At 74.9% G+C, this 8,771-nt stretch carries 7 protein-coding genes; 2 read left to right on the top strand and 5 right to left on the bottom strand.

The window, feature by feature from the left end:
* Window positions 1-111 precede the first annotated feature (111 nt).
* From ACFUC1_RS06550 to ACFUC1_RS06530, 5 genes are all read right to left on the bottom strand, one after another.
* On the bottom strand, window positions 112-381 hold the full coding sequence (locus ACFUC1_RS06550) for a DUF3017 domain-containing protein (RefSeq protein ID WP_379117863.1): 270 nt from the start codon (window positions 379-381) through the stop codon (window positions 112-114).
* Window positions 382-393: 12 nt separating this feature from the next.
* Window positions 394-1,284 carry a bifunctional methylenetetrahydrofolate dehydrogenase/methenyltetrahydrofolate cyclohydrolase gene (locus ACFUC1_RS06545; protein WP_379117861.1) on the bottom strand — a complete coding sequence of 297 codons (891 nt, stop codon included), beginning with the start codon at window positions 1,282-1,284 and terminating at the stop codon, window positions 394-396.
* Between the two features lie 80 nt (window positions 1,285-1,364).
* Entirely contained in the window at window positions 1,365-2,777 is a 1,413-nt protein-coding gene (locus ACFUC1_RS06540; RefSeq protein ID WP_379117859.1) for a DUF1116 domain-containing protein, read from the bottom strand.
* A complete protein-coding gene (locus ACFUC1_RS06535) occupies window positions 2,774-4,357 on the bottom strand; it encodes an FdrA family protein (protein ID WP_379117857.1) in 1,584 nt (527 codons plus the stop codon). The genes ACFUC1_RS06540 and ACFUC1_RS06535 overlap by 4 nt, the downstream gene beginning before the upstream one ends.
* On the bottom strand, window positions 4,354-5,181 hold the full coding sequence (locus ACFUC1_RS06530; protein ID WP_379117855.1) for a DUF2877 domain-containing protein: 828 nt from the start codon (window positions 5,179-5,181) through the stop codon (window positions 4,354-4,356). The genes ACFUC1_RS06535 and ACFUC1_RS06530 overlap by 4 nt, the downstream gene beginning before the upstream one ends.
* 66 nt (window positions 5,182-5,247) lie before the next feature.
* Between ACFUC1_RS06530 and ACFUC1_RS06525 the strand changes: the two genes are divergently transcribed.
* Both ACFUC1_RS06525 and ACFUC1_RS06520 read left to right on the top strand, forming a co-directional pair.
* Entirely contained in the window at window positions 5,248-6,975 is a 1,728-nt protein-coding gene (locus ACFUC1_RS06525; RefSeq protein WP_379117853.1) for a PucR family transcriptional regulator, read from the top strand.
* 137 nt (window positions 6,976-7,112) lie between these two features.
* A complete protein-coding gene (locus ACFUC1_RS06520) occupies window positions 7,113-8,738 on the top strand; it encodes a uracil-xanthine permease family protein (RefSeq protein ID WP_379117851.1) in 1,626 nt (541 codons plus the stop codon).
* The last annotated feature ends 33 nt before the right edge of the window (window positions 8,739-8,771 follow it).

The following is an 8,771-nucleotide window of genomic DNA, read 5'->3' as shown; positions in this document are numbered from 1 at the left end:
GCGGCGTCCGGCAAGACCCCCCCCGTGCCCGAGACAGACCAGGACCCCCGGCCCGTTCCGCGTCCGGCGACCCGCGTCCAGCCGGGGCGGGTACGGCGAGCGGCCCGGGGCTCAACGCCGGGGGTGCAGGTCGAGCACGTGGGTGATGACCGCGAGCCCGAGGGCCAGCACGACGAGCGTCGCCACGTCGACGAACCGCGACCGGACCGCGAGCCCGCCCCCGCGGCCCGCGGGCAGCACCAGCCGCAGCACCGCGGCGAGTCCGACACCGGCGGCCATGACGTAGCCGGCGAGCCGGACCTCACCCCGGGCGAACGCGTACAGCCCGAGCAGCAGGACCGGGGTGGCGACCCACCACCAGCCGAGCTTGGGCGGCGTCACGTGCGGACCGGGTCAGCCCGCGGCGGCGGCACCGCGATCGCCGGCGGCTGCCTGGCGCTCTGCGGCGGCGACGATGTTGGACAGCAGCATGGCGCGGGTCATCGGGCCCACACCGCCGGGGTTGGGGCTGACCCAGCCGGCGACCTCGGCCACGTCGGGCGCGACGTCACCGGCGACGACGGACCGACCGTCCTCGGCCTCGATCCGGCTCACCCCCACGTCGAGCACGGCCGCACCGGGCTTGACCATGTCCGCCGTGACCAGGCCGGGCACCCCGGCAGCCGCGACGACGATGTCGGCCCGGCGCACCTCGGCCGCGAGGTCGCGCGTGCCGGTGTGGCACAGCACGACGGTCGCGTTCTCCGAGCGGCGGGTCAGCATGAGGCCGAGCGGGCGCCCGACGGTGATGCCGCGGCCGACGACCGCGACCCGCGCCCCGGCGACCGGCACGTCGAACCGGCGCAGCAGCTCGATGCAGCCCGCGGGCGTGCACGGCAGCGGCGCGGCCTTGCCGAGCACCAGCCAGCCGAGGTTCGTCGGGTGCAGGCCGTCGACGTCCTTCACCGGGTCGACCCGCGACAGCAGCGCGAACTCGTCGAGCCCCGTGGGCTGCTGCACGAGGAACCCGGTGCACCCGGGGTCGGCGTTGAGCTCGTCGATGACGGCCTCGACCTCGGCCTGCGGCGTCCCGGCGGGCAGGTCGCGACGGATCGAGGTGATGCCGATCTCGGCGCAGTCCTTGTGCTTGGCGCCGACGTACCAGCGGCTGCCGGGGTCGTCGCCCACGAGGACGGTGCCCAGACCGGGCACGACCCCCTGCTCGCGCAGGGCCGCGACGCGGACCTTGAGCTCGTCCTTGATGGTCGCGAGGACCGCCTTGCCGTCGAGGATGCCTGCCGTCACGGACGCCCATCCTGCCACGGCCCCGGCCCGCCACCGGAGCCGCCCACGCGGGCGTGGCGGCACGGCATACCGCAGGCTCCTCAGGCCCGGGAGGGCACGGCGTCCGCGAGCGCGGCCAGCGCTGCCGGGAAGCACTCGGCCGGCGGCGTCACCAGACCGGCCCCGACCTGGCCGGTCCCGGCGACGCGGCCCGCCATGCCGGTGTTGATCTGCGGCAGGATCCCGGTGCGCGCGACGGCCACCACGTCGATGCCGGTGGCCGTGCCGCGGAACTCCAGGATGGGCACCTGGTACGCCGGGTGCTCGCCGACGGTGATCTCGTACATCGTGCGCGTGGCACGCAGCGCCATCGGGACGTCGCCCCCGACGAACCGCACGATCGCCGGTGCCGCCGCCATGGCGAAGCCGCCGATCCCCGCGGTCTCGGTGATGGCGGAGTCGCCGATGTCGGGGTTGGCGTCGTCGGGGCCGTAGTCGCCGAGGAAGAGGCCGTTCGGGGTGTTGGCCGGCCCGGTGAACCAGCGGTCGCCCGTGCCGGCGGTCCGGATGCCGAAGTCGGTGCCGTTGCGCGCCATCGTGGTGACGACGGTGGCGCCGGGGATGCCCTCGGCGGCCAGGGTCGACAGCTTGCAGGCAGGCATGCCGAGGTTGAGGAAGAAGTGCTCGTTGGCGCCCGAGAACCGCACGGCCTCGGCGATGTCGGACGAGCTGCCGTCGGCCGTGATGAGCGTCGGCAACAGCTCGCGCAGCAGCATGAGGCTCCCCGCCCGGTTGCGGTTGTGCCCCTCGTCGCCCATCTGGAGCATCTGGGCCAGGATCGCCTTGATGTCGACGGGGCCGCGGGCGCGGACGGCCTGCTGGAGCAGCGGCCCGAGGACGGCGTTCATCCAGTGCAGCCGGTCGACGACCTCGGGGCCGTAGGCGCCGTAGCGCAGGACCTTGCCGAGCCCCTCGTTGAGCGAGCACCACGAGGTGTGGTCGTGCACCTCGTCGCGCAGCTCGTAGACCCACATCGAGGGCGAGACGACCCCGGCCATCGGCCCCACCGCGTCGCGGTGGTGGCACGGCTCGAGGTCGTATGCCGCGGCCGCCAGCTGCCGCTCCGCCTCCTCGGGGGTGTCGGCCAGTCCCTCGAACAGGACCGCCCCGATGAGGGCACCCCGAAGCGGGCCCGAGGCCCGCTCCCACTCGATCGGGGGCCCGGCGTGCAGGAAGGTGCCGCGCTCGAGCCCGAGCGCCTCGCGGGCCGGGCGGACGTCGACGAGGTCGGCGCCGGCGGCGGTCATCCGGGCGAAGGCGAGGGCGTTCGCCTCGGCTCGGCGCGGGTCGGCCAGCACGGTCACGAGGTGGCCCTCTGTCCCCTCCATCGGCGGCTGCCACTGCGCCTCGGTGACCGTGACGGCCTGGTCGCGCAGGGCGTCGGCGAACAGCCCCACCCCGGCCGTCGCCACCACCGGGTCCTCCGAGAGCAGGCCGTGCAGCGGTGCGGTCACCGGTCCTCCCCGGGGGCGAGCAGCTCGACCGCGTGCCGGGTGGCGGCGGCGTTGGAGAGGTGGACGTGGGCGCCGGCCGCGGTGAGCTGCCGGGTGCACGCGGACAGGTCCTGCGGGTCGCCAGGTGTGCCCGTCAGGGACACGACGACGGGCAGCTCGCGACCGGCACCCGCGGCGGTGGCCCGGGCCGCGGTGACAGCCGCGGCCAGCTCGGGGGCCGGGTCCGGGTGCGCGCCATGTCCGAGGACCAGGTCGAGCAGGAGCACCCCGCAGGTCGGGTCGGCGGCCTCGGCCGCGATGCGCTCGAGCCGGAGCGTCGGGTCGATCATCGGGTGGGCCCGGCCACGGGTGAGCGCGTCGTCGCCGAAGTCGATGACGACGTGCCCGTCGGCGCGCAGGTCCGCGCCGAGGGTGAGCTCGGGCGACAGCGGGGTGTTCGAGCGGATCGGCCCGAGCTCCTCGCCGGCCACGAGCATCGCCTCGTCGGCGAGGGTCCCCCCGCAGAACAGCCCCCTCAGGAAGGTCTGTGAGCGATCCCCGCGGTCCTGGCCGCTGCGATCGCCCAAGGACCTCGAATCAGGGTCGTGTGCTGGGGCGGGACCGGGGGTGCGGGCCGGGACGTCGGCCGGCTGCCAGGACGGGGGCCAGCCGTCGGGGGGCGTCCCGCCAGCAGCCGCGACGACCGCCTCGAGCGCCGCTGTCAGGTCGGGACGTCCGGGCCCGAGCGTCGCCCAGTGGACCGGCACGCCCAGCCCCGCGGCACACGCCTCGAGGTCGGCGAGCACCTCGGGGGCCGGCGGCTTGGAGACGACGACGATCCGCTCGGTGCCCTCGTCGGCGGCGAGGGCGGCGAGCGCCTGGCGCGTCGACCGCCCGGCGACGGCGGCGGACAGGTCGCGCCCGCCGACACCGAGGCAGTGGCTGACGCCGACCTCGGCTGCGTCGAGCAGGGCCATGACCTGCTGGGCCCCGGTGCCGGACGCCGCGACGATGCCGACCGGCCCCCGGCGGACGACGTTGGCGAACCCGAGGGCGACGCCGCCCACGACCGCGGTCCCGCAGTCGGGGCCCATGACCAGCACGTCCCGCTCGGCGGCGCGGTCCTTGAGCAGGACCTCGTCCTCGACCGGGACGTTGTCGGAGAACACCATGACCGACACGCCGCGGTCGATCGCGTCGAGGGCCTCGACCACGGCGTGGTCTCCCGGCACCGAGACGAGGGCGAGCGTCGCGCCGCCCGCGTCCACGGCCCGGCCCAGGGTGCGCGGCGGCGGCGCTTCACCGAACCCGCCCGCCTGCTGCGACGCGGTGCGCAGGCCGTCCAGGGCGGCCGCGGCCGTCGCGAGCGCGGCCTGCACGGCGGCGTCGTCCTCGCCCCGCACGGCCAGCAGCAGGTCGTTGGGGCGGGCGTCCGCCGGCACGTCGAACCCCATGCCCCGCAGGACGTCGACGTTGAGGTCGGTCGCCATCGCCACCTGCGCCGCCGTGACACCGGGACTCGTCGCGACCTGCCGGGAGACCTGCATCAGGCTCACGGAGTCGTGGTACGCCCCGCGCCTCACCTCGACGTGGTCGGTCATGACGCCTCCCTGAGTGCGGTCGTGCAGGCCTCGAGCGCAGAGACCTCGGGCGTGCAGGCCTCGAGAGCGCCGACGACTCCGGCGAGCAGGTCCCTCCCCGAGGAGTGGCCGACGGCCGCGACCTCACGGGCGGCTGCGACGGCGGCGCGGTCGTCCCCGCGGGCGAGGGCGGAGGCGAGCCGCAGGACCTGCGGCACGGCATACCCGGCAACGGCCTCGGTGAGCAGGGCGGCGGAGAGCGTGGTCGTCCCGCCGAGCCTGCCGCGGACGGCCGCCCCGAGCGTCGCCACGGCGTCGAGGCGGGCCGCGAGCCGCAGGCCGAGGAGCACGCCGCACAGCACGTCGTCACCGCTCGGGGTCAGCCCGGGGCCGGCACCGACGAGCGCGCCCACCGCCGGGGCCGGGTCCTGCCCGTCGAGGAGGAGCTCCGCCAGCGCCGCTGCGGCGGGCCGCCAGGCGGCACTGCCGCGGTCGACGCCCGCGGGAACGCGGACCGGTCCGGGAGCCGGTAGAACCGCCCGCGGCTGCCAGGTCCGCACGGCCACGACGTCGGCGCCGGGCAGCCGGACCCGGCCCGAACCCACCTCCACCGCGTCACCCGGCCGGACCCCCCACCCCGACGCCTGCAGTCCCCCACCGAGGACGAGGGCGGTCGGCAGGCGCAGGCCGTCCGGCGTGACGACCGGGAGCAGCGACCCGTCCACGTCGAGGTAGAGCGCTGCAGGGAACGCCGCCAGCACGCTGGCCGGGCGGGCGGGCCGGTCGAGCACCAGCGGCGAGCGGCACGACGCGGCCGCCGGCCAGGCCGTCGCGGGCAGGGACACCGACCGACCTCCGAAGGTTCCGCGGACAGGTCCTGCGACCGTATCCAGTGCGATTACAGTCCCCTCATGGTGAATGTTGCCAACGATCGCGACCTGCGTGACGTGGAGTTGCCATCGGTGGCGTCACCCACCCCACCGGCCGCCCGCGAGCTCGTCGCCGGGCTGTCGCTCGAGCGCCTGCTCGCCCTGCCGTCCCTCGCCGGGGCGCGCATGGCCATCCAGGCGACGGACGCGGGCAGGGTCCTCACGCGCGCGAGCCGGCTCGGCGGTCCGGACGCACCGCTGCCGTCCTGCGCGGGCCACCTGGTCGTCGCGCCCGCGGCGGTCCTGGGCGAGCACGCGGCGCAGCGCCTGGACGTCGTCGCGACCCTGGCGAGCGCCGGTGCGGGCGCCCTCCTGCTCACCGGCGCCGCGGCGGCCACGGCAGCCGACCTCGAGGCGATACGCGACCGGGCGGCGCGGCACGGCATACCCCTGCTCGTCCTCGACGCGGGCGAGCCGGACGCCGTCGTCACGGAGGTCCTCGGCGCCCTCCTCGACCAGCAGACCGCGATCCTCGCCCGCGTCGACGAGGCGCACCGGATCCTCGTCGACGTCGTGCTCGCCGGCGGTGGGCTCGAGGACCTGTGCGAGCGGCTGGCCGGCTTCCTCGGCGGCGCCGCGATGGTCACGAGCACCGACGGCCGGGTGCTGGCCGAGGCCGGGTCCGAGCAGGACCTCGCCGCCGCGCACGCCCTCGACTGCTTCGACCGGACCGGACGGCTCGTGACCGAGCGCGAGGCGGTGGGCATCCGCCCGCCCGGCACACCCTCGTCCGGCCGCGCCCTCGTGCGCATCGTCGCCGGCGGGGTGGGCCACGGCCTGCTCGCGGCGTTCGTGCCGGACCGCAGCCTCACCGCCGACGACGTCCACCTGCTCGAGCGGGCGGCGACCGTGGCGGCCCTGGCCATCACCAAGGAGCAGGCCGTCTCGGCCGTCGAGGGCAAGTACCGCGCCGAGTTCCTGCGTGACGCGCTCGCCGGCCGCGCCGGTGGGCCGGCCGAGGCGCTGCTGCACGCGGCCGCGCTCGGCTGGGACATCGACCGCCCCCTGGTGGTCGTCGTCGCCGAGACCGACGAGGACGACGAGCACACGAGCCGCACCAGCGAGGAGGTCACCGACCTGCAGCAGCGGTTCTCCCGGGCGTGGAGCCGTGCCATGGCCGTGCGCGACCCGCGGGCACCGGTGATGGGCTTCAGCCAGGAGGTCGTGGCGCTCTTCGCGGTGCCGGGCGACGCCGACACCGACGCGGTGATGCGCTCGGTCGGCGAGGTCGTGCGGGTCGTGCGCGGCGACGGCGGCGGTGGGCGGCGCACCTTCTCGACCGGCGTCTCCCGCCCGGTCGAGTCACCCGCGGACCTGCCCCGAGCCTACGAGGAGGCGCTCAGCGCGGTCAGCGTCGGCCGGCAGCTCAACGGCGACGGATCGGTCGCGCACTTCGACCAGCTCGGCATCTTCCGGCTGCTGGCGCTCGTGCCCGACAGCGCCGACCTGCGCCGGTTCGTCGAGGAGGCACTGGGGCCGCTGGCGAACGACGACGTCCCCGAGCACGCCGACCTGCGGACCACCCTCAGCATCCTCATCGACACCAACATGAACGTCGCCGAGACAGCCCGCCTGCTGTTCTTCCACTACAACACGCTGCGCTACCGCATCGCCAAGCTCGAGCGCATGCTCGGCCCCTTCACCACCGACCCGCAGCTGCGGCTCAAGCTCGCACTCGCGCTGAAGGTGCACCAGATGCGCGGCATCTGAGTCCGCCGGACGACCTCCCCCGCGGATGGCAACAATTGCCCAACGCAGGTGCTGTCCCGGCCGCTAGGTTGCCGCCTAACCTGCAGGGACCGTATGCCGCGTGCCTGTCGGCGCGCGGTCCGCGAGAAGGAGTCCGGATGAGCTTGGGCCTGGGTTGGAAGCTGCACGGCGACGGCAACCTCGCCGGACCGGACGACGTCGTCGCCCCCGACGAGCGCCTCGGCTGGGGCAAGACCGCCGGGCTCGGCGCCCAGCACGTCGTCGCCATGTTCGGCGCGACCTTCGTCTTCCCGATCGTCATGGGCCTCAACCCCCAGCTGGCGATCATGATGAGCGGGATCGCGACGATCGTGTTCCTGCTCATCGTCTCCGGCCGCGTGCCGAGCTACCTGGGCACGTCGGCGTCGTTCGTCGGTGGTGTCGCGGCGATCCGCGCGCAGGGCGGCGACAGCAAGGAGGTCACCGGGGCGATGCTGGTCGCGGGCGTCGTCCTGGCGGTCGTGGGGCTGCTGATCCACTTCCTCGGATCGGGGCTGCTCCACAAGGTCCTTCCGCCGTCGGTGACCGGTGCGGTCGTCATGCTCATCGGCTTCAACCTCGCGCCCGTCGTCGCCGGGATCTACTGGCCGCAGGACCAGTGGGTGGCGCTGACGGTCATGGTCTTCACCATCGTCTTCGCGGTGGCGTTCCGCGGCTTCGTCGGGCGCATCGCGGTCTTCCTGGCGCTGATCTTCGGCACGGTGCTGTCGTGGGTGCTGGACAAGACGGCCGGGCAGATCAACAGCGTCCTCGGCGGCGCCACCAAGGCGACCGACCACTTCCGCACGAACTTCGGCGCCGTCAAGGAGGCCGCCTGGCTCGGCTTCCCGTCGCAGACGACCATCGCCGCGGACGGCAAGGAGGTCGTCGGCTGGCACACGCCCTCGTTCTCCGTCACCGCGATCCTCCTCGTCCTGCCCGCGGTCATCGCGCTCATCGCCGAGAACACCGGCCACGTCAAGGCCGTCGCCGAGATGACCGGTCACGACCTCGACCCGTACATGGGTCGCGCGATCGCCGCGGACGGCATCGGCACCGTGCTCGCGACCTCGGTCGGCGGCTCCCCGACGACGACCTACGCGGAGAACATCGGGGTCATGGCGGCGACCAGGGTCTACTCCACGGCCGCCTACTACGTGGCCGCGGTCGTGGCGATCATCTTCGGCCTGTCGCCCAAGTTCGGCGCCCTCGTGGCGTCCGTCCCCGGCGGTGTCCTCGGCGGCATCACGGTGGTGCTCTACGGCATGATCGGCCTGCTCGGCGCCAAGATCTGGAAGGAGAACGGCGTCGACTTCGGCAACCCGATCAACCTCGTGCCGCTCGCCGCGGGCATCATCATGGGCATCGGCAACGTCTCGCTGAAGTTCTCCGACAACTTCTCCCTGAGCGGCATCGCGCTCGGCACCATCGTCGCCGTCGGCGGGTACCACCTCGCCAAGGCCGTGGCCCCGCGCGAGCTGCGCGACCGCGCCAACGCCAACCGGCCGGGCGGCGCCGCCATCGTCCTCGGCCGGGACACCTACGGCGAGAGCGACGTCGACGACCTCTACCAGGACACCCACGCCGGTCACGTCGGCGCGCACCGCGCGGGCACTCCGGGCACCACGGGCTCGGCGGGCACGCCCGGCACGCACACCGGGACGGCCGCCACCGACGCCACCGGGACGGGCCGCACCCCGCACTCCGGGTCGCTCCCGGGACAGGCCGGAGACGGGAACCCCTGACCCGTCTGCCGGGTGGGCCCCCGACCCCGTCGG

It is taken from the genome of Pedococcus sp. NPDC057267 (assembly GCF_042668795.1).
Lineage (GTDB): Bacteria > Actinomycetota > Actinomycetes > Actinomycetales > Dermatophilaceae > Pedococcus.
This window is presented reverse-complemented; position numbering and strand designations above follow the sequence as displayed.

What these genes read in the sequence shown, in the direction of transcription:
- ACFUC1_RS06535 (WP_379117857.1), bottom strand. Translation starts at nt 4,357, where the DNA reads ATGACCGACCACGTCGAGGTGAGGCGCGGGGCGTACCACGACTCCGTG.
- ACFUC1_RS06525 (WP_379117853.1), top strand. Translation starts at nt 5,248, where the DNA reads ATGGTGAATGTTGCCAACGATCGCGACCTGCGTGACGTGGAGTTGCCA.
- ACFUC1_RS06520 (WP_379117851.1), top strand. Translation starts at nt 7,113, where the DNA reads ATGAGCTTGGGCCTGGGTTGGAAGCTGCACGGCGACGGCAACCTCGCC.